The sequence below is a fragment of the Microbacterium sp. UBA3486 genome, assembly GCF_002377845.1.
GTDB lineage: Bacteria > Actinomycetota > Actinomycetes > Actinomycetales > Microbacteriaceae > Microbacterium > Microbacterium maritypicum_A.
Genome location: NZ_DFQP01000065.1, coordinates 64,700 through 90,004, shown reverse-complemented (window position 1 = coordinate 90,004; position 25,305 = coordinate 64,700). Strand labels below are relative to the sequence as shown.

At 68.7% G+C, this 25,305-nt stretch carries 24 protein-coding genes; 12 read left to right on the top strand and 12 right to left on the bottom strand.

Annotated features, from left to right (window positions below; all coding sequences use genetic code 11):
* Positions 1 to 46 precede the first annotated feature (46 nt).
* A complete protein-coding gene (locus tag B2869_RS09240) occupies positions 47 to 433 on the bottom strand; it encodes a hypothetical protein (protein WP_292765440.1) in 387 nt (128 codons plus the stop codon).
* A 230-nt stretch (positions 434 to 663) separates the two neighbouring features.
* Here B2869_RS09240 and B2869_RS09235 point away from each other — a divergent pair, with 230 nt between their 5' ends.
* Positions 664 to 912, top strand: a complete 249-nt coding sequence (locus B2869_RS09235; protein WP_017203224.1) for a WhiB family transcriptional regulator — start codon at positions 664 to 666, stop codon at positions 910 to 912.
* A gap of 63 nt (positions 913 to 975) precedes the next feature.
* Here B2869_RS09235 and B2869_RS09230 read toward each other — a convergent pair whose 3' ends face one another.
* Positions 976 to 2,460 carry a sensor histidine kinase gene (locus B2869_RS09230; RefSeq protein ID WP_029266826.1) on the bottom strand — a complete coding sequence of 495 codons (1,485 nt, stop codon included), beginning with the start codon at positions 2,458 to 2,460 and terminating at the stop codon, positions 976 to 978.
* 24 nt (positions 2,461 to 2,484) lie between these two features.
* Positions 2,485 to 2,871: an Rv3235 family protein gene (locus B2869_RS09225; RefSeq protein ID WP_292765411.1), complete on the bottom strand. Its 387-nt coding sequence runs from the start codon at positions 2,869 to 2,871 to the stop codon at positions 2,485 to 2,487.
* Positions 2,872 to 3,002: 131 nt separating this feature from the next.
* Between B2869_RS09225 and B2869_RS09220 the strand changes: the two genes are divergently transcribed.
* Positions 3,003 to 3,614: a hypothetical protein gene (locus B2869_RS09220; RefSeq protein ID WP_292765408.1), complete on the top strand. Its 612-nt coding sequence runs from the start codon at positions 3,003 to 3,005 to the stop codon at positions 3,612 to 3,614.
* On the opposite strand, the gene B2869_RS09215 is transcribed toward B2869_RS09220, so the two are convergent.
* The gene (locus B2869_RS09215) at positions 3,602 to 3,880 is read right to left on the bottom strand and encodes a helix-turn-helix domain-containing protein (RefSeq protein ID WP_292765405.1); all 279 of its coding nucleotides are present in this window, start codon (positions 3,878 to 3,880) and stop codon (positions 3,602 to 3,604) included. The two genes, B2869_RS09220 and B2869_RS09215, sit on opposite strands and share 13 nt — an antisense overlap.
* Before the next feature lie 97 nt (positions 3,881 to 3,977).
* On the opposite strand from B2869_RS09215, the gene B2869_RS09210 reads away from it, so the two are divergent.
* Positions 3,978 to 4,598, top strand: coding sequence for an SAF domain-containing protein (locus B2869_RS09210; RefSeq protein WP_292765402.1), 621 nt, complete (start codon positions 3,978 to 3,980; stop codon positions 4,596 to 4,598).
* Complete coding sequence (locus B2869_RS09205) at positions 4,595 to 5,836, top strand: AAA family ATPase (RefSeq protein ID WP_292765399.1); 1,242 nt, start codon at positions 4,595 to 4,597, stop codon at positions 5,834 to 5,836. Before B2869_RS09210 ends, B2869_RS09205 begins: the two co-directional genes overlap by 4 nt.
* On the opposite strand, the gene B2869_RS09200 is transcribed toward B2869_RS09205, so the two are convergent.
* Both B2869_RS09200 and secA read right to left on the bottom strand, forming a co-directional pair.
* On the bottom strand, positions 5,760 to 6,986 hold the full coding sequence (locus B2869_RS09200) for a pyridoxal phosphate-dependent aminotransferase (protein WP_021199852.1): 1,227 nt from the start codon (positions 6,984 to 6,986) through the stop codon (positions 5,760 to 5,762). The genes B2869_RS09205 and B2869_RS09200 overlap by 77 nt on opposite strands.
* Before the next feature lie 64 nt (positions 6,987 to 7,050).
* Positions 7,051 to 9,852 carry a preprotein translocase subunit SecA gene (gene secA / locus B2869_RS09195; protein ID WP_029258246.1) on the bottom strand — a complete coding sequence of 934 codons (2,802 nt, stop codon included), beginning with the start codon at positions 9,850 to 9,852 and terminating at the stop codon, positions 7,051 to 7,053.
* 190 nt (positions 9,853 to 10,042) lie between these two features.
* Here secA and B2869_RS09190 point away from each other — a divergent pair, with 190 nt between their 5' ends.
* Positions 10,043 to 10,663: a PadR family transcriptional regulator gene (locus tag B2869_RS09190; protein WP_292765392.1), complete on the top strand. Its 621-nt coding sequence runs from the start codon at positions 10,043 to 10,045 to the stop codon at positions 10,661 to 10,663.
* Between the two features lie 105 nt (positions 10,664 to 10,768).
* Positions 10,769 to 12,094, top strand: a complete 1,326-nt coding sequence (locus B2869_RS09185; protein WP_029258248.1) for a hypothetical protein — start codon at positions 10,769 to 10,771, stop codon at positions 12,092 to 12,094.
* A 76-nt stretch (positions 12,095 to 12,170) separates the two neighbouring features.
* Here the strand turns inward: B2869_RS09185 and hpf are convergent, their stop codons facing one another.
* From hpf to mtrA, 5 genes are all read right to left on the bottom strand, one after another.
* Positions 12,171 to 12,827: a ribosome hibernation-promoting factor, HPF/YfiA family gene (gene hpf / locus B2869_RS09180; protein WP_029258249.1), complete on the bottom strand. Its 657-nt coding sequence runs from the start codon at positions 12,825 to 12,827 to the stop codon at positions 12,171 to 12,173.
* Positions 12,828 to 12,962: 135 nt separating this feature from the next.
* Positions 12,963 to 13,607, bottom strand: coding sequence for a ComF family protein (locus B2869_RS09175; RefSeq protein WP_029258250.1), 645 nt, complete (start codon positions 13,605 to 13,607; stop codon positions 12,963 to 12,965).
* 93 nt (positions 13,608 to 13,700) lie between these two features.
* Entirely contained in the window at positions 13,701 to 15,419 is a 1,719-nt protein-coding gene (locus tag B2869_RS09170) for an LpqB family beta-propeller domain-containing protein (RefSeq protein ID WP_292765384.1), read from the bottom strand.
* Positions 15,416 to 17,095 (bottom strand): MtrAB system histidine kinase MtrB, encoded by a 1,680-nt coding sequence (gene mtrB, locus B2869_RS09165; RefSeq protein ID WP_021199845.1) that lies wholly within the window; start codon positions 17,093 to 17,095, stop codon positions 15,416 to 15,418. The genes B2869_RS09170 and mtrB overlap by 4 nt, the downstream gene beginning before the upstream one ends.
* 7 nt (positions 17,096 to 17,102) lie before the next feature.
* On the bottom strand, positions 17,103 to 17,783 hold the full coding sequence (gene mtrA, locus B2869_RS09160; RefSeq protein ID WP_021199844.1) for an MtrAB system response regulator MtrA: 681 nt from the start codon (positions 17,781 to 17,783) through the stop codon (positions 17,103 to 17,105).
* Between the two features lie 119 nt (positions 17,784 to 17,902).
* Between mtrA and B2869_RS09155 the strand changes: the two genes are divergently transcribed.
* Genes B2869_RS09155 through B2869_RS09135 form a run of 5 tightly spaced genes read left to right on the top strand, consistent with a single transcriptional unit; the run spans position 17,903 to position 23,449 of the window.
* Positions 17,903 to 19,303 (top strand): hypothetical protein, encoded by a 1,401-nt coding sequence (locus B2869_RS09155; RefSeq protein ID WP_292765380.1) that lies wholly within the window; start codon positions 17,903 to 17,905, stop codon positions 19,301 to 19,303.
* On the top strand, positions 19,300 to 19,941 hold the full coding sequence (locus tag B2869_RS09150; protein ID WP_292765377.1) for a DUF4129 domain-containing protein: 642 nt from the start codon (positions 19,300 to 19,302) through the stop codon (positions 19,939 to 19,941). Before B2869_RS09155 ends, B2869_RS09150 begins: the two co-directional genes overlap by 4 nt.
* On the top strand, positions 19,938 to 21,173 hold the full coding sequence (locus B2869_RS09145) for a DUF4350 domain-containing protein (protein ID WP_292765374.1): 1,236 nt from the start codon (positions 19,938 to 19,940) through the stop codon (positions 21,171 to 21,173). Before B2869_RS09150 ends, B2869_RS09145 begins: the two co-directional genes overlap by 4 nt.
* A gap of 44 nt (positions 21,174 to 21,217) precedes the next feature.
* Positions 21,218 to 22,141 (top strand): AAA family ATPase, encoded by a 924-nt coding sequence (locus tag B2869_RS09140; protein WP_292765475.1) that lies wholly within the window; start codon positions 21,218 to 21,220, stop codon positions 22,139 to 22,141.
* On the top strand, positions 22,142 to 23,449 hold the full coding sequence (locus B2869_RS09135) for a DUF58 domain-containing protein (RefSeq protein ID WP_292765371.1): 1,308 nt from the start codon (positions 22,142 to 22,144) through the stop codon (positions 23,447 to 23,449). It begins immediately after the preceding gene.
* Between the two features lie 16 nt (positions 23,450 to 23,465).
* On the opposite strand, the gene B2869_RS09130 is transcribed toward B2869_RS09135, so the two are convergent.
* On the bottom strand, positions 23,466 to 24,458 hold the full coding sequence (locus tag B2869_RS09130) for a stage II sporulation protein M (protein ID WP_021199838.1): 993 nt from the start codon (positions 24,456 to 24,458) through the stop codon (positions 23,466 to 23,468).
* A 16-nt stretch (positions 24,459 to 24,474) separates the two neighbouring features.
* On the opposite strand from B2869_RS09130, the gene B2869_RS09125 reads away from it, so the two are divergent.
* Positions 24,475 to 25,284, top strand: coding sequence for an RDD family protein (locus B2869_RS09125; RefSeq protein WP_292765367.1), 810 nt, complete (start codon positions 24,475 to 24,477; stop codon positions 25,282 to 25,284).
* Positions 25,285 to 25,305: the final 21 nt, after the last annotated feature.

Sequence of the window (25,305 nt, the reverse complement as noted above, 5' to 3'; positions counted from 1 at the left end):
TTTCGATCCGAGGCCGATGGGCCCCGCGGCCCGCACGGCGCTGAGGTCACTCGGCAGCGCGCTGCGGGCCTTCCAGACGCGCGCTCGAGATCAGCAGGACGAATCCGAGCAGCCCGGGAAGCCCGACGCCGAGGGTGAATGTCCACGCGATCGGCTGCAGCGTGAGAGACGCCAGCGCGAGAGCCACGGCGAGCACCTGGAAGACCACTCCCCCGGACCGCGCCCACGACTTGCCCACACGTGTGCCGACGGCGAACGCGACGAGGGCTGCGGCACCGATCAGGGTGAGCACGATGAGTGCCAGCGCCGTCGGCAGCGAGGCCGCGTCGCCCGCACCGAGGCCGGCGAGCTCGATCACGGCGAAGACCAGGAGAGCCACCGCCTCGAGGGCGAGGACCGCCGCAGCCGCGAGGGCAATTCCGGGTGCGCGCACGGTGTCTCCCAAGGATCGAAAGAGGAGAAAACCCTTGATTTCACGGTTTTCATGTAACAGAATAGAGAAAGTCATGTGCTCCCACAGCGGCGTGGGGCGAGCGTTCGCGCTCGCATCACAATTCGCGGGCATTCCGTCCGCATCTCAACAGGGTAGCGGAACCCGAACTACTACCCGAATCCGAGAGGTCGCATCGCGACATCTCTTGAAATCCACACCGAGGAGCCCCCATGGACTGGCGCGATAAGGCCGCCTGCCTGACTGTCGACCCCGAGCTTTTCTTCCCCGTGGGGAACACCGGCCCGGCCGTCGATCAGATCGAGAAGGCGAAGACTGTGTGCGCCACCTGCACCGTCACCGAGATCTGCCTGCAGTACGCCCTGGAGACCAGCCAGGACTCGGGCGTGTGGGGCGGTCTCTCCGAAGACGAGCGCCGCGCTCTGAAGCGTCGCGCCGCCCGCGCCCGCCGCGCCTCCTGATCGTCCGGAAGCGGCCTGAGATCGACTCTCAGGCCGCTTCCGTCTGTTCGGGAGCGGCCTGACTCACCTCTCGAGCCAGCGCAGCGGGATGTCGATGACCACCTCGGTGCCTTCTCCGTCGCTCCCGTGCCATTCGATCGTTCCACCGAGTTCGCCCTGGATGAGGGTGCGGATGATCTGAGTGCCGAGCCCCTGGCCGATCCGCCCCTCCGGCAGGCCGAGTCCGGTGTCCCTCACCGTCACGCGGAGGTTCTCCTCGGTGCGCTTGGCGTCGATCGTCACGACGCCCTCCTGCCCGGCGAGACCATGCTCCACGGCGTTGGTCACGACCTCCGTCAGCGCGAGTGCGAGCGGAGTCGCATACTCGCTCGGCAGCACTCCGAAGCGTCCGGTCGACTGTGTGCGTGCGCGCGTGTTGGGCGCAGAGGCAACCTCGGCGACGAGCTTGAGCACGCGGTGGAAGACCTCATCGAAATCGACCTTCTGCGTGAGTCCCTGAGCGAGCGTGTCATGCACGACGGCGATGGCATCCACGCGGCGCATGGCCTGCGTGAGCGCGTCCCGCGCCTCGTCGGAATGCGTACGACGTGCCTGGATCCGCAGCAGGGAGGCCACCGTCTGCAGATTGTTCTTCACCCGGTGGTGGATCTCGCGGATCGTCGCATCCTTGGTGATGAGCTCCTGCTCCTGATGGCGCAGCTCCGACACATCGCGACAGAGGACGATCGCCCCGATCCGGGTACCGTGGTCCTTCAGCGGAATGGCGCGCAGCGACACCGTCACCCCGCGGGCCTCGATATCGGTGCGCCAGGGCGCGCGTCCGGTGACGACGACGGGCAGAGACTCGTCTACCTGTCGGGAAGGCGGCACCAGCCGAGTGGTGACCTCGGCGAGCGACTCCCCCTCGAGCTCGTCGTCGAAACCCATCCGGTTGAAGGCGGAGAGCGCATTCGGGCTGGCGAATGTGGTGATCCCGTCGACGTCGATGCGGATGAGTCCGTCGGAGGCTCGCGGGGCGCCGCGACGCGGTGACGTCGGTGCGGTGAGGTCGGGGAAGCTTCCGTCGGCGATCATGCGGAAGAGATCGTTCGCGCACTCGTCGAAGGTGATCTGCTGACGGGAGGGCGTGCGCACCTCGCCGAGGTTGGTGTGCCGGGTGACGACTCCGATCACGGTGGACTGGGCATCGGCGCCGCGGCGGACGCTCACGATCGGCACGGCTCGCACTCTGGTGGGCGTCTCTTCGAACCAGTCAGGTGAAGAGGAATCGACGATCTCGGCGGACTCGAAGGCGCCCTGGACCTGCGTGCGCCACTGCGGCCGCACCCGTTCACCGACGATGTCGCGATAGAAGAGGGTCGCGGCGCCGCTCGGTCGCGCGTGTGCGACCGCGATGAAGGAGCCGTCGTCGGTCTGGATCCAGATCACGATGTCGGCGGAGGCCAGGTCCGCGAGGAGCTGTCCGTCGCCGGCGAGACGGTGGAGCCATTCGACATCGCTGTCGTTCAGGAGTCCCTGGGCATGGGCGAGATCGCTGAGGGTTGACACCTGACCAGCCTACGGTCACATGCCTCAGAGAATCGCCAGCGAAGTCGCGCGCCAGCGACGATCCGTCCCTTCCAGGCGCACGGCGACCGCCCGGGTTCGACCGGGACCCGCGACCACCACCACGGCTTCGATGACACCGTCGAGGGGCTCGGCGACTCGTAGCGCTCGGATCTCGAAGGTCGGACGTGCAGGAGGTACTCCGCGCGCGCTGCGTGCCCGCGCGGAGAGATTCGATCGGGTGACCAGGCTACGGAACGCCTCTTCGCTGAACCATCGGGCGAGCTGATCGACTTCTCTGACACCGGCGAGGACCTCGAGCACGCCGTGCGTGAGGCTGCGCAGAAGCGGCACAGGGTCTGGCAGCTCGATGGTCGGTGTCGGCTGGGGTGCGAAGTACTCGTGGGGCATCATGTCGAACTCTCGATCGGGGAGGTCTGCGAGTGAGCAAGTACAGCACCGCGATGCCCGGACGAGGGAGGAAAAGGTGGAGGAATGTGGATAACTCGTACAGCCGGGGAATGGTGTCGCCTACGCTCTGTCGAATGCACTGGGACCGACTGTTCGAAGACCTCGAAGGCCAGCTGGCATCGGAATGGGAGGCCGAGCGCGCTGTGCTGGATGCCGAGTCGGAACGGCTTCGCATCGCGCGACTGGATCTGCGCTCTCGGCTGCGCGCGCTGTGCCGCACCGGTGCGGACGCCACGATCGACCTCACGAACGGGAGACGGATTCCCGTCTCGCTGCAGTGCCTCGGTGCGGATTGGGTCGCGGTTTCCACGCGCGGCACGGGCGCGGCGCACGGCGGCTCCACCGCCCTCTTCCTTCCGCTCGCGGCCGTCAGCGGTGTCGCGACGGATCACGGCCTGCTCCTGGCGAGCCTCGACGCACCGCCCTCTGCTGACATACCGCTACGAGAGCGGATGACTCTCGGCTTCGTGCTGCGTGACCTCGCGCGGCGACGCGTCCCGGTGCACATCAGCACCCGGGTGGGCGACGACGTCCATGGCACGATCGACCGCGCCGCCGCCGATCACCTCGATCTGGCCGTGCACGACGCGGGACAGGCTCGGCTCGCCGGGGCCGTGCACGGGTTCCGCATCATCCCGTTCTCAGCATTGGTCGCGGTACGCGCCCCCGGCGATCAGCTGCGATGAGCCGATGATGTGCCCCAGACCTCGGGGAAGCTCGCGGTCTGGGACTGGTGCCACAGCGCCATCCGTCGGGAGTTCTCGGACTCCTCGGCCAGATACCCCTCGAGACTGGTCTCTTCCACGCGCCACCGAGGCGGCGATCCGAGTTGCGCGCCCCGAAGTCGTCCCTCATGCACGAGCGAGATGACCTCATCCACCTCGATGCTCAGCAGCTCGGCCACCTGTGCCGGCGCGAGATAACGCGAGGCGCGAACGGGAGAGGCGGACATGTCCTCATTCTCTCCCACGGAGAGCCAGAATTCCGGTCCGATCGCCTCCTGTGGATAACTCACGGACCATCGACGTCGTTTCTGTGACGATATCGGCATGGCATCCCTCCCTCCTCCTCGACGTGCGTTCTGGGGCGACGTCCGCTTCCTCGTGGGCATCGCACTGGTAGCGCTCTCCATCGCAGGCGTCTGGCTGATCGTGTCGGCGTCAGACCATGCAGTACCGGCCCTCCAGACCACGCGGACGATCACGCAGGGAGAGGAGCTGACCTCCTCCGACTTCCAGGTCGTCGACGTCGGTCTGGGCTCGTTGGCCGACGACTATCTCGGGCCCGATGACGTCCGGCCCGGCAGCGTGGCGGCGCGCACTCTGCAGAGCGGCGAGCTCGTTCCGACGTCAGCCCTCACCGACGCCGACAGCAGCCGTTCCACGACCGTCGTGATCCAGAGCAGCACCGGGATCCCGGAAGGAGTCGAGGCGGGCACGGTTGTGGAGATCTGGCAGGCGCCGCCCCTCGACGAGGGCCGATCCCACGATGTCCCGCGCATCCTCGTCGCCGACGTGATCGTGCACGACGTGCTCGACCAGGAGGGCGTGCTCGCCGATACCGGAAGCCAGCTCGAAGTCGTGATCGACCGCGCCGATGTGGCCGACGTGCTCGCCGCGATCACCGGTGGGGCCGCCCTCTCGGTCGTGCCGGTCGGGTCCGGATCGTGACGGCCGTCGTCGTGGCGGTTCCCGAGCCCCGCGCGAGCGTGCTGGCCGCGGAACTCGGGCTGGAAGGCATCGAGGTGGTCTCGATCGTCGCGCCCGGCCCGGGCGTCGAGATCCCTCCCGGCACCGAAGCCGTCATCGTCCCCGCCACGCGCGCGGTGCTGACCCCAGAACTGATCTCCACGTGCGATCGAGCCGGTGTACGCATCCTGGCTCTCGGCGGAGCGGACAGCCGCTTGCTGGGCCGTCTCGGACTGTCCGCGGCCCTGCGCGCCGACGCCGCGGGATGGGAGGTCGCAGCGACGTTGGCGACAGAGGCGGATGCGGCGCCGCGGCCGCCGTCCATCCTCCCCCACCGCGTCATCGCCGTCTGGGGTCCGCATGGCGCCCCGGGGCGATCCACGCTGGCTATCCAGCTGGCGGCGGAGCTCGCCCGCACCGGACGCAGGACCGCTCTGGTCGACGCCGATACCGTCGCTCCGGCTCTCGCTCTCCTGCTCGGGCTCGGTGACGACTCACCGGGTGTGGCCGCCGCGTGCCGGCGGGCGGAGCGCGGGGCTCTCGACTCCGCCGAACTGACCAGACTCGCCACCACGGTCTCCACGGGCGGAGGGGACATCGAGGTGCTGCCCGGCATCAACCGTCCCAGCCGTTGGCCGGAGCTCTCTGCGACGCGCCTCAGAGCGACGTTCGCCGCCTGCCGCGAGTGGATCGAGGACACCGTCGTGGACGTGTCCGACGCCTTCGATGCCGACGACGAGGTCACGTACGATCTCGCGGGGCCGCGTCGTCACGCGGCGACCTCGGCGACATTGGAAGAGGCTGATCTGATCATCGCGGTCGCCTCGGCCGATCCGCTCGGAATCAGCAGATTCGTGCGCGACCATGCCGAGCTGCGACGCATCGCCGCACGCACTCCCGTGGTCGTCGTGGTCAATCGGGTGCGACCGGGGCCCCTCGGGATCGATGCGCGAGGGCAGGTACGGCGCACGCTCGAGCGGTTCGCGGGCATCACCGACGTCGCCTTCCTGCCGTTCGACCAGCGCGCGGCCGACGCGGCGCTGCTGCATGCGCGCCCCATGACCGATGTGGCTCCTCGCTCGCCCTTCGCTGCCGCCGTGAGACGACTGGCGACGACGCTCTGTCCCGCCGAGGCGGAGACCGCTACTGCCGGTAGCTCGAGAGGAAGTTCCCCAGTCGTTCGACGGCTTCGCTCAGCACTCGGGGTTCGGGGAGCGTGACGAGCCGGAGGTGGTCCGGGGTCGCCCAGTTGAAGCCGGTACCCTGGACCAGCAGGATGTGCTCCGAGACCAGCAGGTCGTACACGAGCCGTGCGTCATCCCTGATCTCGTGCACATTCGGGTCGAGCCGCGGGAACGCATACAGGGCCCCCTGCGGCTTGACGCAGGAGACGCCGGGGATCGACTCGAGCCCCTCCCATGCGATGTCGCGCTGCTCGTGCAGGCGGCCGGTCGGAGCGATCAGCGCCTCGATCGACTGCACTCCGGAGAGCGCCGCCTGCACGGCGTGTTGGGCCGGGACGTTCGGGCAGAGTCGCGTGGACGCCAAGAGCGTGATTCCCTCCAGGAAGCCCTTGGCGTGGTCCTGCGGTCCCGTGATGACCATCCATCCGGACCGGTATCCCGCCACCCGATACGTCTTGGACAGGCCGTTGAAGGTCAGGCACAGCAGATCGGGAGCAAGGGTCGCCGTCGGGATGTGCACGGCGCCGTCGAACAGGATGCGGTCATAGATCTCGTCCGACAGCAGTAACAGCTGGTGCTCGCGGGCGATCTGCACCAGCCCCTCGAGGATCTGACGGGAGTACACGACGCCCGTGGGGTTGTTCGGGTTGATGATGACGAGCGCCTTGGTGCGTGGCGTGATCTTCGAGCGGATGTCCTCGAGGTCCGGCTGCCACTCGTCATCCTCGTCGCAGAGGTAGTGCACGGGCGTCCCGCCGGCGAGGCTGGTCATCGCCGTCCAGAGCGGGTAGTCCGGCGCCGGGATGAGCACTTCGTCGCCCTCATCCAGCAGCGCCTGCATGGTCATCGTGATGAGCTCGGAGACACCGTTGCCGAGATACACGTCATCGGGGTCGAATCGAGGGAAGCCCTCGATCTCCTCATAGCGGCTCACGACAGCACGCCGGGCGGAGATGATGCCCTTGCTGTCGCTGTAGCCGTGCGCCGTCGGCAGCGCCGCGAGCATGTCGCGCACGATCTGATGCGGAGCGTCGAAACCGAAGATCGCCGGATTGCCCGTGTTCAGCTTGAGGATCTTGTGTCCCTCGGCTTCCAACCGCGCCGCCTCGACGAGGGCGTTTCCGCGAATCTCGTACAGGACGTTCTTGAGCTTCGACGACTGGTCGAAGTTGCGCGTTGGGGTCATCGGCCAAGCCTACAGCGACGAAAGGAGGGCCAATCCACGCGGACTGGCCCTCCTTGCGCTGACGCTACTTCTTCTTCTTGCCCTGGGCGCGACGCTGCTCGCGGTTCCCGGCAGCGGGCGCCTCTGCATCGGTGCGCTGACCGAAAGCCCCGCGCGGCGCTTCCTCCGGCTCGGTCTGCGGTGCCTGCGCGCGAGCCGCCGCCTGGCGTACGCGATCGGTGGCCGCCTGCTGGACCTGACCGCGGTCGTTGCGCACCTCGACCTCTCCCGCATCGTTCGCGGCGGAGTACTCGAGTCGCTGCTCGCCGCCGTCCGTGGCGAGGCCCTTCGCCTCGACCTCTGCGGTCTGCGAGTCACCGGCACGACGCACCTCGACCTCGAGGTTGTAGAGGTAGCCGACCGACTCCTCCTTGATCTGCCCCATCATCGACTGGAACATCGCGTAGCCCTCGCGCTGGTACTCGATGAGCGGGTCGCGCTGAGCCATCGCACGCAGGCCGATGCCGTCCTTGAGGTAGTCCATCTCGTAGAGGTGGTCGCGCCAGCGGCGGTCGAGCACCTGGAGCACGACACGACGCTCGAGTTCACGTGTGGCGGCTTCGCCGAGCGACTCCTCGCGCGCCTCATACGCGATCTTGGCGTCGGAGAGCAGCTCACGGGTGAGTCCATCGGCATCGATTCCGCCCTTGCGGTCGGCGGCCTCGGCCACCACCTCATCGATCGTCACGCCGACGGGGTAAAGGGTCTTGAGCTCGGTCCAGAGAGCATCGAAGTCCCAGCTCTCATTGTGACCTTCCCCGGTGTGATCCTTCACGACGCCGCTGATGGCGTCTTCGATGAAGTGCTGCACCCGGTCGGCGATGTCATCGCCCTGGAGGATGTGTCGGCGGTCGGCGTAGATGGCTTCGCGCTGGCGGTTCAGGACGTCGTCGTACTTGAGGACGTTCTTGCGCATCTCCGCGTTGCGGGATTCGACCTGCGACTGCGCGCTGCGGATCGCACGGGACACGAGCCCCGACTCGATCGGCACGTCGTCCGGGAAGTTCGTGCGGGCGAGGATCGCCTCGGCCGCCCCCGACTGGAACAGACGCATCAGGTCGTCGGTGAGGCTCAGGTAGAAGCGGCTCTCACCGGGGTCGCCCTGACGTCCGGAACGGCCACGGAGCTGGTTGTCGATGCGGCGGGACTCGTGACGCTCGGTGCCGAGCACGTAGAGGCCGCCGGCCTCGATGACCTTCTCGGCCTCCTCCGCGACGACGGCCTTCATCGCCTCGTAGGTCTCATCCCACGCGACCTCGTACTCCTCGGGCGTCTCCACGGGGTCGAGGCCCTTGCCCTTGAGCTCCTGGACGGCGAGGAACTCGGCGTTACCACCGAGCATGATGTCGGTTCCTCGTCCGGCCATGTTCGTGGCGACGGTGACGGCTCCCAGGCGACCGGCCCGAGCGACGATCTCGGCCTCGCGTGCGTGGTTCTTCGCGTTGAGGACCTCGTGCTTGACGCCCTTCTTCGCGAGCAGGCGCGACAGGTATTCGCTCTTCTCGACGCTCACCGTTCCCACCAGCACCGGCTGACCGGATGCGTGACGCTCGGCGATGTCCTCGACGACCTGTGCGAACTTCGCCGTCTCGTTCTTGTAGACGAGGTCGGACTGGTCCTTGCGGATCATCGGACGGTTCGTCGGGATCGGGATGACACCGAGCTTGTACGTGGACATGAACTCGGCGGCCTCGGTCTCGGCCGTACCGGTCATGCCGGCGAGCTTGTCGTACAGGCGGAAGTAGTTCTGCAGGGTGACGGTGGCGAGGGTCTGGTTCTCGGCCTTGACCGGCACGCCCTCCTTGGCCTCGATGGCCTGGTGGATGCCCTCGTTGTAGCGACGACCGACCAGGATTCGGCCGGTGTGCTCGTCGACGATCATGACCTCGTCGTTCATGACGACGTAGTCGGTGTCCTTCTTGAACAGGGCCAGCGCCTTGATCGAGTTGTTGAGGAAGGAGATCAGCGGGGTGTTCGCGGACTCGTAGAGGTTGTCGATGCCGAGGTAGTCCTCGACCTTCTCGATACCGGGCTCGAGCACGCCGACGGTGCGCTTCTTCTCGTCGACCTCGTAGTCCTCGCCGACTTCGAGCGTGCGGGCGATCTTCGCGAACTCGGCGAACCAGCGGTTGGCCTCGCCCGACGACGGACCCGAGATGATGAGCGGCGTGCGCGCCTCGTCGATGAGGATCGAGTCGACCTCGTCGACGATGGCGAAGAAGTGCTCGCGCTGCACGAGGTCTTCCTTGCGCCACGCCATGTTGTCGCGCAGGTAGTCGAAGCCGAACTCGTTGTTCGTGCCGTAGGTGATGTCAGCGGCGTACTGCTCGCGGCGCACCGCGGGAGTCTGACCGGAGACGATGATGCCGGTGGTCATCCCGAGCGCGCGGAACACGCGCCCCATGAGCTCGGCCTGATAGCTGGCGAGGAAGTCGTTGACCGTGATGACGTGGACGCCCTTGCCGGCGATCGCGTTCAGGTAGGCCGGGAGCGTGGCGACCAGCGTCTTGCCCTCACCGGTCTTCATCTCGGCGATGTTGCCGAGATGGAGGGCGGCGCCGCCCATGATCTGCACGTCGTACGCGCGCATTCCGAGCGTGCGCTTGGCGGCCTCGCGCACCGCGGCGAACGCCTCGGGCATCAGCTGGTCGAGCGTCTCGCCCTTCTCGAAGCGAGCACGCAGCTCCGTGGTCTCGTTGCGCAGCTCGTCGTCGGTGAGCTTGGAGATGTCCTCTTCCAGCGCCCCCACTGCCTTGACGACCTGATTCAGGCGGCGGATGACCCGCCCTTCGCCCGCACGCAGCAGCTTCTCAAGAGGATTGGCCACGGATGTCATCTCCCTGTCAGTGGGTAAATCGCCGGTCATCGGTGAACCCGACGCCAGGCATACTTCGCCATGTTACCGGGCTGTGACCTGCACGTCGCCTGCATGGCGGTCCCGCGCGTCGGATCGTCGGGTTGCCCGGCAACCATATACTCGGTATCGCATTCCAAAGAACGGTCACGGGGGACGAACGATGTCAGTACGCCAGAGTCTGCTCGCCATCCTCGCGCAGGGGCCCTGCTACGGATACCAGCTCCGCCACGAATTCGATCGCCGCACCGGATCGGTCTGGCCGTTGAACGTCGGACAGATCTACAACACCCTCGAGCGCCTCGAACGTGACGGCCTGGTGTCGCGCGGCGAGGCCGACGATCGCGGACACGTGTACTGGCGGATCACGGATGCCGGGATCGCCGACGTCGACGAGTGGCTCTCCTCCCCCGTCGTGCGCCCCCAGGGCACCCGGGACGAACTCGCGATCAAGCTCGCGGTCGCGGCGACTCTTCCGGGCGTCGATGCGACTGCAGCGATCCTCGCCCAGCGATCGACCTCCCTGCGACAGCTGGAAGCTCTTCGGCAGGAGCGCCGAGCACGGGGCGACGCCGACGATCCCGAAGGACTCGCGTGGGCCCTCCTGACCGACTCCATGATCTTCGCCGCGGAGGCCGAGGTGCGCTGGCTCGATCACACCGCTCAGCGCCTCAGCGGGCATCCCCGCCATGCGATGGCGCTCGAGCTCACCGCCGATCGCCCCAAGCGCGGGCGACCCGCGAAGACCGTGTCGGCGATGTCCGACGCCCTCCCGGCACTCTGACCCACGTCACAGGCGCGCTCCGCACGCCAAGACGGACACGGGATCGCCGTTCGCCCCGAGCGGATGCTCAGCCATCCCTGTGCCCGGGGAAACTAGGATCGGGTCATGGCTGGATTTTGGGGCAGACGCAAACGCGAACAGGAAGAACTCGCCGCACAGGATGCCGATCTGGCTCGACGTGCTGAGCAGGCCCTGGTCAGCGCCGACGAGCGGATCCGCACGACCTCCGACGAGCTCTCCTTCGCGGAAGCCGAGCTCGGCGAGTCGCTCACCGCTGATCTGCGCACGGCACTCGCTGCGGTGCGCACCCACTTGCGCGAAGCGTTCCAGCTCCACCAGCTGAACCACGACGAGATCCCGGACACCGACGAGGAGCTGCGTACGCGCAACGCGCGCATCCTCCAGCTCTGCGACTGGGCGCAGGACCTGCTCGACGAGAAGACCTCCGTCCTCGCCGAGTCGGTCGCCAAGGTGCGACGCGCCCCGGAGATCATCGCGCAGGTGCGGGCCGAGGCAGCCGCGCTCAGCGCCCGCATCCCCCAGACCAACGAAGCCGTCTCCCGTCTCTCGGCCCGGTACGCCGATTCCGCCATGCACCAGATCACCGCCAGCGCGGCGGAGGCGGAGCAGCTCATCAGCTTCGCTACGCACAGCGCCGACGTGTCGGAACGCCGTCGCGCGGCGAAGCAGAACGAGGAGGCCAACGTCGCCCTCGAGACGGCGACGGAAGCCACCCGCCGTGCGTCTGCCCTGCTCGATGCGGTGGAGGACTTCGAGATCGAGGCCCTGCGCGCCGAATCCACCCTGGCCGAGGTGGTCGCCGACTCCCGCGGCGATCTCATCGCGGCGCGGACAGCCCCGAACGTGCCTGCCGTCGCCCAGGCGGTCGCCGCACTCCAGGCCGCGCTGGGCGCGCTGACGCCCTCCGGACAGCCCAACGATCCGTTTGCCGAGCTGTCCCAGCTGCGCGACGCGAACTCGGCCCTCGACCAGGCGATCGCTCAGGCCCGTCACCGCGCCGAGAACCCTCTCCCGAGCATCGCTCAGGTGCAGCACGCGATCGACGATGCCGACCGGCAGCTGGGGGTGGCGCGCGGCCTCATCTCCGGACACCGCGGCTGGATCGGTGCCGACGCCCGCACCCGCCTCGCCGAGGCGGAGCGCCTTCGCGTCGATCTGTCCGACCTCCTCCCCGCCGAGGACACTCGCGAAGCGGCGCTCGTCCAGGCGCGTCGCGTCGCGCACCTGGCCTCCGAAGCGCTGCAGCTCGCGCAGCGCGACATCGATTCCTCGCGTCCCCAGGATCAGAACTGGGGCGGCGGTGGCGGCTGGGGCGGCGGCGGACGGCGCGGCGGTGGCGGCGGCGATCTCGCCTCGGGCATCCTCGGTGGCCTCGTGATCGGCAGTCTGCTGGACGGCATCTTCGACTGACATTCAGTCTCCGCCGCATCCCTCGACACAGAAACGGCCCGGTCCCTCACGGGATCGGGCCGTTCTGCGATTCAGATCAGGAGGCGAGCGCCTCGGACGGCGGAGCCTGAGTGCTCAACGCGATGACACCGTAGTCCCAGCCCTTGCGTCGATAGACGACGCTCGGGTGGTCGGTGCGGACGTCGACGAAGAGGAAGAAGTCGTGTCCGACCAGCTCCATCCTGTCGACCGCCTCTTCGACGGTCATCCATTCGGCGTCGAAGCTCTTCGTGCGGATGACGACGGGCGAATAGTCGTCTTCTTCGGTCTGCTGCACCGGCACGCTGCCGGTCGCGACCGCGTGGAGGATGTCGGCCGATGCCGGCTGGACGTCGATGCCCTCGAGCGCTCCGCTCTCCTTCTCGAAATGCGCGCCGCGCGGGTGCTGTCGTCCGTCGACTCGCTTCTCCTTCGCGCGACGCAGCTGCTCCGACATCTTGTCGACCGCGAGGTCGAGGGCCACGAACTTGTCTCCATCCGTCGCCTCTGCGCGGACGACCGGACCCTTGCCGATCAAGGTCAGCTCGACGGTCTCATCCGGGACATGACCGTTGCGATACACGCGATGGGTGACTTTCACGTCCAGCCGTTGCGCGCGAGACGCGAGCATCTGGATCTTGGCGATCTTCTCTTCGACAACGGTTCGGAAGCGATCGGTGATACCCACTCCGACGCCAACGATGCTTGTTTCCATTGCTGCCTCCTTGTCCCGGTCCTCCCGGCCAAGGGCGGACCGTGGTCGCCTTGTGTCCCCCCACCGTAGTCCGCCCGCCGACGGATGTCACGGGATCATTCCGCTGTGTCGCCGGTGCATTCCCGATGAGGTTCATCAGAATCCGCCACGACGCGGCGTGGCGGCGAGCGCGACCGCCGCCACGACGCGGAAGCCGGTCGATCCCAGTGCGCGTGCCGCTTCGTCGAGGGTCGCGCCCGTGGTGACGACGTCGTCGACGATGACCGCCTCTGCGCCCCCACCTGACCGGCGTGCCTGCATCGCACCATGCACGTTGGACTCTCGTGCGCGTGCACCGAGGCCGCGCTGATCGGCGGTATGGTCCGCAATCGAGAGCAACCGGTGAGGCTCTGCGTGCGCGCGACGGATCAAGAGCTCGGGCACGCGGTATCCGCGACGCCGAAACGCGCTTCTCCTGGTCGGGACCGGCACGACCCACGTGCTCGGCGTGACCACAGGCTCGAGCACCGCCGCCAGGGCGGCGCCGAGGGGGCGGGCGAGAAGCGTCTCCCCCTCTCCCTTCAGACGGCGGATGCAGCGCGCAGCCACCCCATCGAACACGAGGGCGGTTCGGACCGGAATGCCTCCAGGAGTCTGCCCGAGCTGCAGGGCGGGCCGGAGTGCCGCTTCACACCGCCCGCACAGGAGCGTGGCCGGCTCATCGCATCCGGCACACGTGGCAGCGAGGAGGAATGCGGCGATCTCGGCACCGACGCCGCGGGGCCCCCTTGTCTTCCACATCCGAAGATCCTGCGCCCTCGACCTCCGCCGGAGCTGCCGATCATCCCCGTTGCGCGAATGAGCTGAAGGCAGGTCCCCTCCGTGCAGGGAAGGTCATTCACCCACGCGTGTCGCGAGCACGGAGACGTCGGAGGCGACCTCGCGCCAGGCCGACCCCGCGTGCGCGAACAGCTCGCCGTTGGAACCGAGGATCCTCACCCCGGATGCGGTGCGTGCGCCGGCGATCGAGACGGCGTTGCTCGGTGCGGCCTCCGCCGACCCCGGACCGCCGACCACCTGGGTGAGGAGACGCGGGCTGCTCTGGTCGGCGAGCACACCCACACGATCGGCCCCCAGCCACACCAATCCCATCGCCGGCTCGGAGAGCTGGGTCAGCTGCGTGAACTCGCCGAGCTCGATCGGGATGCCGGCGGCGTCACGGACGACCGCCGCGACGACCACCCACATCTGCTTGCCGACGGTCACCACGGCCGCCACCCTGGCGCCGTCTGCCGATACCCGCAGATGAGAGATCGCCGATGCGCTCGGCCATGCCTTCGCGATCTGATGCCCGACGGCATCGCTTCCCGCCGCCTGCACCGCCGCCGGTGCTCCCGCGGGGACCGACCAGGTGTAGCCGTACGGATCGAGTGAGGGCTTGATGAGACCAGGGCGGGCGTCCAGCTCGTCGAGACTGCCTTCGCCGATCAGATACACGTGCTGATCGGCGAGCTGCACGGCGGCGCGGGAGTCATCGGCGGCGACGTCTATGGAGACGATCGGCTGCGTGACGGCGCTGATCTCCGAGCTGATACCGGGGATGGGCGAGATCTCATCGCCGACGATCCGCCCGAACGCGCCGTTCTGCAGCACGAGAGTGCCCGTCGTGGCCGACGGGGGGACGACATCCGCCACCCCGGCCTCGAGGTTGCGGCCGTCCACCGTGAACCGGACCTCGGTCACCGCGACGCCGGCAGCGCGGAGGGTCGCCTGGAGCTGGGTGCGCATCCGGGAGAGCGTGGCGGCATCGAGGCCCGAGGCGGGCCGGGTGAGCGCGACATCCGCGATCTGACCGACGATGGGAACCGCGTCCTGCGCCAACTGCACGTCGGCGGGGAAAGCGTTCTGCACTGCGGGGTCCAACCACTCGCTGGGCTCGCCGCCGATGAGCGCCCGTGTCACCGTCGTCGCGGGGCTCTGGCGCCGCGGGAACCAGCGCATGTCGGGCACCAGCCTCGACCAGCCGAGGTCGAAGTACTGCAACGGATACCCTTCGAACACCTTGGTGAATCGCGTCTCATCGATCACCACGCCGTCCGGCGCCTGCGTGATGCGCCATTCGCCGTTCTCCATCCGCTGCAGCGTGAATGCCACGTTGGACGATCCGAGGGCCTCGGAGTACTCCCCGGCGTCATCGACACTCGCGACCAGGTCGAGCGTGACCTGGACCTCTGCGGTGTCCGCACTCTCCACCTCATCGTCGGGGACCGAAGAGGTGACGGTTCTGGTGTCCGTTCCGATGTCGATCGACACCCCTGCCGACGGGCTCCAGCTGCGCTGCAACGAAGGCGCGAGGAAGTCGCGCGCGGTGTCCCAGTTGTCGGTCGTCGTGATACCGGCCTCGAGGAAGCCCTCGACGATCTCCTCGGGTCCCGCACCGGTGATCGGGCCGGAGGCCACGGGGAGGATGTCGACGTCCTGCGGGGACTCCCCCAGCTTGAGGCCGACCGCGACGTCACCACTCGTCGGCAACCCCGCGCATGCGGGAAGCAGCGCTGCGACGAGTATCAGCGCGAGGCCTCGCAGCCGCCGATTCGGTCTCCGCTCGGTCACGACCAGTCCTCCTCATCGAACATGCCGGCGGGCGCGTCCGTCAGCGAGATCGGCTGGGTCGCGTCGCCGAGCTCCGCGAAGGGCTCCTGGGGTTCGATCGGGATCGGGCTCGGACCGTCCAGGACTCCACCGTGTCGGGGAATCGTGAGCACGAAGTTCGTCCCGACGCCGAGTTCGGACCAGACGTCGAGGGTACCGCCGTGCAGGGTCGCATCTCCCAGGGCGATCGACAGCCCGAGTCCCGTCCCCCCGATCGTGCGCTGACGCGAAGGGTCGGCGCGCCAGAAGCGATCGAAGACACGCTCCGCATCGGCCGGCTCCATGCCCAGGCCGAAATCCCGCACCCCGGCGGCGACCGCGTGCTGGTTGCTGTCGACCGTGACGACCACCGGGCGTCCCTCGCCGTGCTCGATCGCGTTGCCGATCAGGTTGCGCAGCACCCGGCGCACCCGACGCGGATCCATGTCGACGGGCGAGTAGCCGCCCGGTGCCACCAGCCGCAGCTCGGTGCCGTGCCCCTCGGCCAACGGACGCATCTGCTCGATGATGTCCTCGGCCAGGTGGGTGAGACTTGTCGCTTCCAACTCGAGCTGCACCGATCCCGCGTCGTAACGGCTGATCTCGAGCAGATCCGACAGCAAGGTCTCGAAGCGCTGCACCTGGGCGTGCAGCAGCTCGGCCGTGCGGGCGGTGGTGGGGTCGAACTCCTCACGCTGGTCGTTGAGCATGTCCGCGGCGAGACGGATGGTGGTCAGCGGAGTCCGCAGCTCATGCGACACGTCCGACACGAACCGCTGCTGCACCATCGACAGCTCGCCGAGTTCCTTGATCTGCGACTCGATGCTGTCGGCCATCGCGTTGAACGACCGTCCGAGAGTGGCGAGTTCGTCCTCTCCGTGTACTTCGAGGCGCACGCCGAGATCCCCCGCCGCCAGCCGCGCGCTGGTCTCCGCAGCCTGCACGATCGGGGTCGAAACGGCGCGGAGGACGATCCATGAGATCGCGGCGACGATCGCCACGAGACCGATCCCCGCGATCCACAGCGTCCGCTGCACGAACACCAGGGTCTGGTCCGCGTCGCCGAGGTCGTAGGCGAAGTAGATCGCGAACGCGCCGGCTTCCGGCACCTGGAGCTGCTGCCCGACGATGATTCCGGGAACCTCTCCCCCGTCCGGGGAGGGCAGAGCCACCGACTGCCAGGCCTGGCGGTCGTCGAACTCCACGACGCGCGCCTGGAGCTCCGGGCTCAGCAGGCTCCTGCTCAGCCCGGCCTCGAAGCCGTTCAGTCGGACGCCGTTCGCATTGTCGATCTTGAAGCCGGCGAGCTGATCGGTGCTCGACGTGCGGGTGAGATTCGACTGGACGCTGTTCCACAGTTCGGTGAGGGCTGCGGAGTCGTCCCCCACCTCGGCCACGTCCAGGATCCCCTGCGCCTGATCGACCGCGCGGCGGGAGTCCTCGAGGGCGACGTCCTTGCGGGAGATGAAGAGATCGTTCTGGATGACGAGTGCCATCGTCACACACGTGATGAAGATCGCCAGGGAGGTCGCGAGCAGGGTGATCGAGAGCGTGCGGAACCGCAAGGAGCGGCGCCACAGGATGCCGAGCATCGTCGGCCAACCTCGCCAGTCGCGCAGGACAGCGACCGTCGCGGTGGTCGCTGTCGTCGCGGCCATCGTGCTCCTAGCCGACGCTCCCGGCGCGGTAGCCCACGCCGCGCACCGTCATGACGATCTTCGGGTTGTCGGGGTCGAGCTCCACCTTCGCGCGCAGGCGCTGCACATGCACGTTCACCAGTCGGGTGTCGGCCTTGTAGTGGTAGCCCCACACCTGCTCCAGGAGCATCTCCCGGGAGAACACCTGCTGGGGCTTCGACGCGAGTGCGACGAGAAGCTGGAACTCCAACGGCGTGAGCGCGATCGGAGCCGTCCCCCGACGGACCTCGTGCGCATCGACGTCGACGGTGAGGTCGCCGACGCGGAGCTGCTCGCTCGTGGCCTGCGGCGTGGGACGAAGCCGGGTGCGGATGCGGGCGACCAGTTCCTTCGGGTTGAAAGGCTTGACCATGTAGTCGTCGGCGCCCACCTCGAGCCCGCGGACGACGTCGGCGGTGTCGCTGCGCGCGGTGAGCATGATGATCGGCACGCCGGACTCGGCACGGATGCGGGTGCAGATCTCGATCCCGTCCATGCCGGGGAGCATGAGGTCGAGCAGCACGAGGTCGGGTCGCTGCGCTCGCCACTCGTCGACGGCGCGCGCACCGTCCGCGCAGAAGACCGGCTCGAAGCCTTCGGTCCGCAGCACGATCCCGATCATCTCGGCGAGCGCGGTGTCGTCGTCGACCACGAGAATACGTGAGGTCATAAGAGTTACCTTATGGCACCGAGTCCCAGCGATCCCAGGTCTGCGCACCGTGTGCGGGATATGACGCGCCGCGCGAGGGATATGACACGATGGGAGCGCACGATGGAGAGGGAGTGCCTGTGACCGGACAGACGTGGACGCCTGCCCCGAAGAAGGGCATCATCCCCCTTCATCCGCTCTCGTTCGGAATGCTGCTGGGAAAGGCCTTCGCCGCGCTTCGGCACAACCCGAAGGTGCTCTTCGGCTTCGCCGTGGTCATCCAGCTCGTCGTGGTGGTCGTCACGGCCGTGGTCATGGGCGTCGTCTTCTTCACGACGTTCAGCCGCCTGGAGACCGTCTCTCCCTCTTCTCCGGACTTCGAAGCGGTGATGGCGGGGACCATCGCGGTGAACCTGATCGCCGGGCTCGCCGTGGGTGTCGCCTCGATCGCCTTCACGGCGATGATGCAAGGCGTCGTCGCCGCGGAGATCGGCTATGCCGCGATCGGAGTGAAGGCGACGCTGCGGATGCTGTGGCGCCGGATGGCCCCGGCGTTCTGGCGACTCGCCGGCTTCGCTTCCCTCTCCGTCGCGGCCGTGTTCGGCATCTTCATCATCGCTGCCGTCATCATCGCGGCCTTCATCGCCGGCGGCATGGGCGGGAGCGCCGAGATGGTCGGCGTCGTCGTGCTCGTGGTGATCGTCATCGTCCTCGCCTGCATCCCGCTGGCGGTGTGGCTCACCACGAAGCTGCTGCTCGTACCGTCGATCCTGGTCCTCGAGCGTGCACGTTTCCGAGACGCTTTCGTCCGCTCCTGGAGGCTCACCCGCGGGCGCTTCTGGGTCGCATTCGGTGTGACCTTCCTCATCAGCGCGATCATGGGCATCGCGGCCCAGGTCGTCAGCGTCCCCGCCACGCTGCTCGGCTCTCTCCTCGGCTCGGTCGTCGCGCCCACAGGAGCACAGGACCCGAGTGCGGTGGTCGCCTTCGTCGTGACCTTGATCGCCCCGCAGATCCTGCTCCTCGTCATCCAGGCGATCACCCTCGTGGTCCAGAGCACCGGGTCGGCGCTCGTCTACCTCGACTGCCGGATGCGCTACGAGGGTCTGGACCAGACCTTGATCGCATACGTGGAGCGCCGAGACCTCGGCTGGACCGACGAGCAGCAGGACGATCCGTTCCGCGTCGATCCGTCGCGGGCCGTCACCTCTGCACCGCCGCCCCGCCAGGTGCCGGAGCACGTCATGATGTCGCAGGGCTACGGGTATCCGCCGTACGGCGCACAGCCGACGTTCGGAGAGCCTGGAGCGCCTCAGGCATATCCCGCACAGCCGTACCCCGCACAGGGCCAGCCGGCGCAGCCTTCGATGCCGTATCCGGCGGCGGCGCCCGTGACACCGCCTGCCGTCGCGTTCCCGCCACCGCCGCCTCCCGCGCAGACCGCCGCATCGGGAACATCCACCATGCCGAGCGTGCCCTCAGCGGAAGCAGCACCCGATGACGGCGGGTGGGCCGCGCCCGGCGCAGACGGCACCGCATGATCCGACCGTTCGACGACCTGTTCGTCCCCGACGGGGACGAAGCCCGACGCTGGGCGGAGGAAGAGCTCTCCAACCCTCGCTACGCCGACGCGAAGCCCACGTGGTTCGATCTCCTGGCGCGCGACATCGGCCGTTTCCTCGCCGACCTGTTCAGCTCCGGCAACGGGGCGGGCATCGGGCCGTCCGCCCTCATCATCGTCATCGTCATCATCGCGGCCGCGCTGGTCGCCGCTCTCATCATCTGGGGCAGACCGCGCAGCTCTCGCGCCGTCAGGCGGGCACAGGGGGACCTCCTCGGAGCGGCCGACGACCGCAGTGCGGCGCAGCTGAGATCGGACGCCGAGCGGGCCGCCCGCGAACGAGACTGGGACGCCGCGACGATCCTCCGGTACCGGGCGATCGCGCGCAGCCTGCGGGAGCGCGATCTGATCGATCCGGCGCCGGGCGCGACGGCGCAGTCGATCGCCCGCGAGGCGAGCACGGTGTTCGTCGACGAGGCAGCCGCCATGCGTCGAGCGGCCTCCTCCTTCGACGACGTCCGCTACCTCGGGCACGCGGCGAACGCCGAGACCTATCGGGACCTCGTCGACATCGATGATCGGATCCGCGCACGCCGCCCCGAGGCGGTGCCGGCATGACCGTGATCGAGCCTGACCACGCCGCCTCCTCCCCGGCTGCCCCTTTCACGGCTGAACGCCGCCCGAGCCGGGCCAAGACGATCATCGGATGGACGATCGTCGCCGTCCTGGTCCTGATCGTCGCCATGGTCGGGCTGCGTGTCGCCGTGACCGCCCCCGGCGCGCGCGGTGCTCTCGACCCCGAAGCCCGAGACGACGGCGGCGCCCTCGCGCTCGCGGACATCCTGCGCGATCAGGGCGTCGAGGTCGACGTGCGCCGCTCGCGGGCCGAGGCGCTCACAGCGATCGACGAAGACACGACACTCGTGATGGCCAACCCGTACACCCTGACCGACGAAGCCCTGGAGACGCTCACCGCTCCGGCGGGGCGCGTCGTGTTCCTCTCGACGGGCACGCACCTGCTGAACGAGCTCGGCATCGGAGAGAACGCCACGGGAACACTGCCGGCGGCGGCCCCCGACTGCGACGTCGCCGAGTTCGCGAGGGTCGGGACCATCCGCGCCGACCGCCTGTTCACCCCGGCGGACGGCGTGCAGGCCTGCTTCGGCGATGCCGAGGGCGCCGCCGTCCTCGTGGACCGCCGTTCCACGCCCGAACGCGTGGTGGTGGAGGGCACCAGGCTCTTCGGCAACGCCTATCTCGCCGAGAACGGCAACGCCGCCCTCGGGTTGGCGCTGCTCGGCCAGACCGATCGCGTCGTCTGGTACGTCCCCAGCTTCGCGGACTCGGACATCGAGGCCGAGCCGGTCGACACCCTCGGCAGTCTCACGCCTCCCTGGGTCACACCTGCGATCCTGCTGCTGATCATCGCGGGGATCGCCACCGCGATCTGGCGCGGTCAGCGGTTCGGTCCCCTGGTCGCCGAGACGCTGCCGGTCACCGTGCGCGCGTCGGAGACGATGCACGGACGTGCGCGTCTCACGGCCAGAGCCGCGGATGCACCGCACGCCGGGCAGGCGCTCCGCGACGGAACCCAGCGACGACTGGCTCGACGGCTCGGACTCGCCGTCCACGCAGGCGCAGACGAGGTCGCGGATGCGGCCTCTGATCGACTGCGGATTCCCCGGGGCACGCTCCAGGCGCTGCTCGCCGGGCCGCTCCCCGAGAACGACGCCGCTCTGGTCGACCTCGCCAGACGCCTCGACGAGCTCGCGACCGCAGTGGACGACAGCACGCACGTCGACCGATCAGAACCGACCACCCATCCCCGAGAAGCAGAGGGAAACACGTGACCGTTGAGAACCATCCCACCGACGACGCCGCACTGCGCCAGGCCATGCACCGGGTGCGCACCGAGGTCGACAAGGCGGTGGTCGGCCAGGCCGGCACCGTCACCGGGCTGCTCGTGTCGCTGCTCGCCCGAGGCCATGTGCTCCTCGAGGGTGTGCCGGGCGTCGCGAAGACGCTGGTCGTCCGCTCTTTCGCACGAGCGCTCGGCCTCGACACCAAACGCGTCCAGTTCACTCCCGACCTGATGCCGGGCGATGTCACCGGCTCGCTCGTGTACGACGCGCGCACCGGCGAATTCGACTTCCGCGCCGGACCGGTGTTCACGAACATCCTGCTCGCGGACGAGATCAACCGCACGCCGCCGAAGACCCAGGCCGCACTCCTGGAAGCCATGGAGGAGCGCCAGGTGTCGGCTGACGGCGTCAGTCGCCCCCTGCCCGATCCGTTCCTCGTCGCCGCGACGCAGAACCCGATCGAACACGAGGGCACCTACTCGCTGCCCGAGGCGCAGCTGGACCGCTTCCTGATGAAGCTCGTCGTCGGCATGCCCGAACGCGACGCGGAGGTCTCGGTGCTGCGTCGACACGCGGAGGGCTTCTCGCCGCGCGAGCTGACCGGTGTAGAGGCGGTGGTCACCGCCGACGAGATCCGCGCAGCCCAGCAGGCGGCCGCCGCCGTCGAGGTCACGGACGACGTGCTCGGCTACGTCGTCGCCCTCGCGGGGGCGACCCGCCAGTCTCCGTCGGTCGAACTCGGTGCCAGCCCGCGCGCATCGACCGGTCTGCTCGCGGCGGCGAAGGCGTGGGCGTGGCTCAACGCCTCCTCCGCGGTGACCCCCGACCACGTGCAGACGATGCTGGTGCCCGTGTGGCGCCACCGCCTCCAGTTGCGACCCGACGCGCAGATGGAAGGCGTGTCTGCCGACGCGGTGCTCACCTCCGTGGTGCAGCAGACCCGGGTGCCGATCTAGGTGTTCGTCACCGGCCGCCTCGCCGTCGCCCTCGCCGTGGGCGTCGTCCCGCTCGTCATCGCCGGACTCGCGGGCTATCCGGCGTACGCGGTCCTCGGCGCCTGGATCGGCCTGTGCGCGCTGCTCGTCGCCGTCGACGTCGCGCTCGCCGCGAGCCCCCGATCGGTGACGGTGAGTCGCAGAGTGCCCGCGCGCGTGCGCATCGGGGAGCCGGTCCCGGTGAGCGTGGCCGTGCACAACCACGGCACCAAGCCACTGCACGCCCTGCTTCGCGACGCATGGCAGCCGACGGCAGGGGCACCGTCGGACCGGCAGCACCTTGTCGTCCCGCCGGGTGAGCGCGGCCGTGTCGCCGTTCCGCTCCTCCCCCGCCGTCGTGGGGAGCTGGCCAGCGAGTTCGTGATGATCCGCTCCCGCGGACCACTCGGCATCGCGGGCAGGCAGGCACGGCATTCCGTACGCGGAGCGATCCGCGTGCTCCCTGCCTTCTCCTCGCGCAAGCACCTTCCGTCCCGCCTGGCTCGGCTGCGCGAGCTGGATGGCAACACGAGCATCCAGGTGCGCGGTCAGGGCACCGAGTTCGATTCGTTGCGCGAGTACGTGCGCGGGGACGACGTGCGCTCGATCGACTGGCGGGCGACCGCCCGCGCAGGAACGACGATGCTGCGAACCTGGCGACCGGAACGGGACCGTCATGTGGTGATCATCATCGACACCGGACGTACAGCGGCAGCTCGTGTCGGCGACGGTACGCGCGTGGACGCCGCGCTCGAGGCGGCACTGCTGCTGGCGGCACTCGCCTCGCGTGCCGGTGATCACGTGCACCTGCTGATGTACGACAGGGTCGTCCGCGGGCGGGTCACCGGGGTCGACGGCGCCGCGTTGCTTCCGGCTCTGACCGACGCCATGGCTCCCGTGCACGCGCGGCTCGTCGACACGGACTGGCACGGCGCATTCGCCGCCGTGCGCTCGCTCACGACGCGTCCCTCGCTGATCGTGGCCCTGACGGCGCAGGACGCGGTCGAATCGGCCCGTGGCTTCCTCGGCGCCTTCCCGAACGCCTCACGTGCGACCACGGTCCTCGTCGGATCCGTGACCGACGACGGCATCTCCGCTCTCGCGCGCCGTCGTGATTCCCGCGAGGACGTGTATCTCGCCGCGGCCGCCGAGCGGACTCTCCGCGACGCCGAGAACGTCGCCGACGCGATCCGCAGGGCCGGGGGCGAAGCGATCGCCGCCGACCCGGAAGACCTCCCACCGCGGATCGCCGACCGCTACCTCGAGCTGAAGGCCGCCGGTCGACTCTGACGCCGAACCGATCGCGTCAGCCGACGACCAGGCGCGGGGTGCCCGCTTCGTATTCGACGAGGTCGCCGGTCTCACCCGCGCGATGCGCCCGCCCGCCGATCACCAGCATGTAGATGAGGAACACGGCGAGCGCGGCCGCACCGATCCCGATCTTCACCGGCCAGGGCAGTGCCCAGCCCGTCACGAATCCCTCGACGAGCCCGGCGAGGAACAGCGCGAAGACCAGACCCATCGCGACGGTCGCCAGCGCCCTTCCCTGCTCGGCGAGCGCCTGCCCACGCGTACGGTGCCCTGGGGCGACCCATGCCCAGAAGACGTGCAGCCCGGCGGCGGCCGCGACGAAGATGCAGGTCATCTCGAGCATCCCGTGCGGAAGGATGTACAGCACCATGAGGTCGGCTTTGTCGTGGACGGCCATGATCGCCCCGGTCGTGCCGAGACCCATCGCGTTCTGCACCAGCACGTACACCGGCCAGATCCCCGTGACGCCGAAGAGCACGCACTGCATGGCGATCCAGGCGTTGTTCGTCCAGACCATGCCCATGAACGCCGCTGCCGGGTTCTCCGTGTAGTAGCCCGTGAAACTCTCCTCCGCATACTGCGCGAGGGCCGCAGGCGGCCCCAGGGTGGCCACGATCGCGGGGTCGCTCGCGATCCATGCGGCGGTGCCGACGGCGACCGCGATGAACGAGATCGCGATGACCAGCGTCGTCCAACGCAAGCGGTACAGGGCCGCGGGCAGCTGCCACCGGAAGAAGCGGCTCGTCTGGGTGAGGATGCTGTCGGATGCGCCGGTGAGTCGCAGCCGGGCGCGGACCAGGATCGTCGACAGGTACGCGCCCTGCGGCGAGTCGCCGACGGACGTCTTCAGTTCGGCGAGATCGGCGGAGGCCGCCCGATACCGGACGATGAGCTCATCGACCCCGTCGCCGTCGAGACGGGCGCGACTGAGCTGGTCGAGCCGCTCCCATTCGGCGCGGCGTGCATCTGTCAGCGCATCGGCATCCACCTGATTTACTGTACTCATGTCCGTCCCGATCGACGTCTCCGACGAGGTCCTGTCCGGCGAGGCCGTCGCGCTCGACGTGCAGCCCGTCGGGTTCCTGCTGCGAGCGCTCGGCGCCGCGATCGACATGCTCCTCGGCTACGCCGTCTTCATCCTGTGGATCTTCCTGCGCATCTGGCTGCTGGACGCGGGGGTGCTCGATGAGACGACGGATCGCATCGCCGTGGTCTCGGCGTTCGTGGTGAGCTTCGTCGTGCTCCCGATCACGATGGAGGTCGCGTTGAAGGGACGCAGCCTCGGCAAGCTCGCGGTCGGTGGACGGATCGTGCGCATGGACGGCGGCGCCGCGGGTTTCCGTCACGCGTTCATCCGCGGGCTGCTCGGCGTCCTCGAGATCTACATGACCTTCGGCGGGATCGCCGTGCTCACGGGCGCGTTCACCGCGCGATCGCAACGTCTGGGCGACCTCGTCGCCGGGACCTACAGTCAGCGCGTGCGCACACCCGCTCTGAGCTCGCACGTCCCCGGCCTTCCCTCACCGCTGGCAGGCTGGGCGCAGATCGCCGACGTCGCACGGTTGCCCGACCGTCTCGCACGCCGGATCTCCCAGTTCCTGCAGAGTGCCCCGCGCATGATCCCGGCGGCGCGGGCACGCGTCGCCCAGGATCTGCTCACCGAGGCGAGCCCGTTCGTCTCACCGCTGCCCTCGGCGCCGCCCGAGCAGGTTCTGATCGGCATCACCGTTCTGCGTCGCGAGCGCGAGCGGCGCGCGCTGGAGAACTCCGATCGTCGTGCCGAACGGCTCACCGGCCGTCGGGTCGGCGTCTAGCGGACGTCCGCAGGAACCCTC

Bases quoted from the DNA above. Each gene is read 5' to 3' on its own strand.
- B2869_RS09235 (WP_017203224.1), top strand. From the start codon at position 664: ATGGACTGGCGCGATAAGGCCGCCTGCCTGACTGTCGACCCCGAGCTT.
- B2869_RS09225 (WP_292765411.1), bottom strand. From the start codon at position 2,871: ATGATGCCCCACGAGTACTTCGCACCCCAGCCGACACCGACCATCGAG.
- B2869_RS09220 (WP_292765408.1), top strand. From the start codon at position 3,003: ATGCACTGGGACCGACTGTTCGAAGACCTCGAAGGCCAGCTGGCATCG.
- B2869_RS09215 (WP_292765405.1), bottom strand. From the start codon at position 3,880: ATGTCCGCCTCTCCCGTTCGCGCCTCGCGTTATCTCGCGCCGGCACAG.
- B2869_RS09210 (WP_292765402.1), top strand. From the start codon at position 3,978: ATGGCATCCCTCCCTCCTCCTCGACGTGCGTTCTGGGGCGACGTCCGC.
- B2869_RS09200 (WP_021199852.1), bottom strand. From the start codon at position 6,986: ATGACCCCAACGCGCAACTTCGACCAGTCGTCGAAGCTCAAGAACGTC.
- B2869_RS09190 (WP_292765392.1), top strand. From the start codon at position 10,043: ATGTCAGTACGCCAGAGTCTGCTCGCCATCCTCGCGCAGGGGCCCTGC.
- B2869_RS09185 (WP_029258248.1), top strand. From the start codon at position 10,769: ATGGCTGGATTTTGGGGCAGACGCAAACGCGAACAGGAAGAACTCGCC.
- hpf (WP_029258249.1), bottom strand. From the start codon at position 12,827: ATGGAAACAAGCATCGTTGGCGTCGGAGTGGGTATCACCGATCGCTTC.
- B2869_RS09175 (WP_029258250.1), bottom strand. From the start codon at position 13,607: ATGTGGAAGACAAGGGGGCCCCGCGGCGTCGGTGCCGAGATCGCCGCA.
- mtrB (WP_021199845.1), bottom strand. From the start codon at position 17,095: ATGGCCGCGACGACAGCGACCACCGCGACGGTCGCTGTCCTGCGCGAC.
- mtrA (WP_021199844.1), bottom strand. From the start codon at position 17,783: ATGACCTCACGTATTCTCGTGGTCGACGACGACACCGCGCTCGCCGAG.
- B2869_RS09150 (WP_292765377.1), top strand. From the start codon at position 19,300: ATGATCCGACCGTTCGACGACCTGTTCGTCCCCGACGGGGACGAAGCC.
- B2869_RS09145 (WP_292765374.1), top strand. From the start codon at position 19,938: ATGACCGTGATCGAGCCTGACCACGCCGCCTCCTCCCCGGCTGCCCCT.
- B2869_RS09140 (WP_292765475.1), top strand. From the start codon at position 21,218: ATGCACCGGGTGCGCACCGAGGTCGACAAGGCGGTGGTCGGCCAGGCC.
- B2869_RS09125 (WP_292765367.1), top strand. From the start codon at position 24,475: ATGTCCGTCCCGATCGACGTCTCCGACGAGGTCCTGTCCGGCGAGGCC.